General features: G+C 39.5%; 1 pseudogene. It reads left to right on the plus strand.

The window, feature by feature from the left end:
* Positions 1-294 (plus strand): annotated as a pseudogene (locus tag SB660_RS19855) (PEP/pyruvate-binding domain-containing protein); the annotation flags it as partial.

The following is a 294-nucleotide window of genomic DNA, read 5'->3' on the forward strand; positions in this document are numbered from 1 at the left end:
ATTGAAGACATGCTTGTGACATATACTGGTGATCAATCACAAGTGATCCTGCTGCATGAGATGATGATAGGCGGGATGAACAAATCTCTTGAAACAGACAAAAAGCTATCTGATTTTGCAAAGAGTGTCCTTCAAGATAATGAACTTCATCAAGCATTTATGAACTATGAAAAGAATCCAGAGCTGCTTGCTGCACTCACTCAATCGGAAAAAGGCAGACACTTCATTTCGGCACTAGAGGAATTTCTTCAAATCTATGGCTGGAGATCTGTTAAAAGTCATGACCTTACGGAA

It is taken from the genome of Bacillus sp. SIMBA_005 (assembly GCF_046535585.1).
In the GTDB taxonomy this organism is placed as follows: Bacteria; Bacillota; Bacilli; order Bacillales; family Bacillaceae; genus Bacillus; species Bacillus pumilus.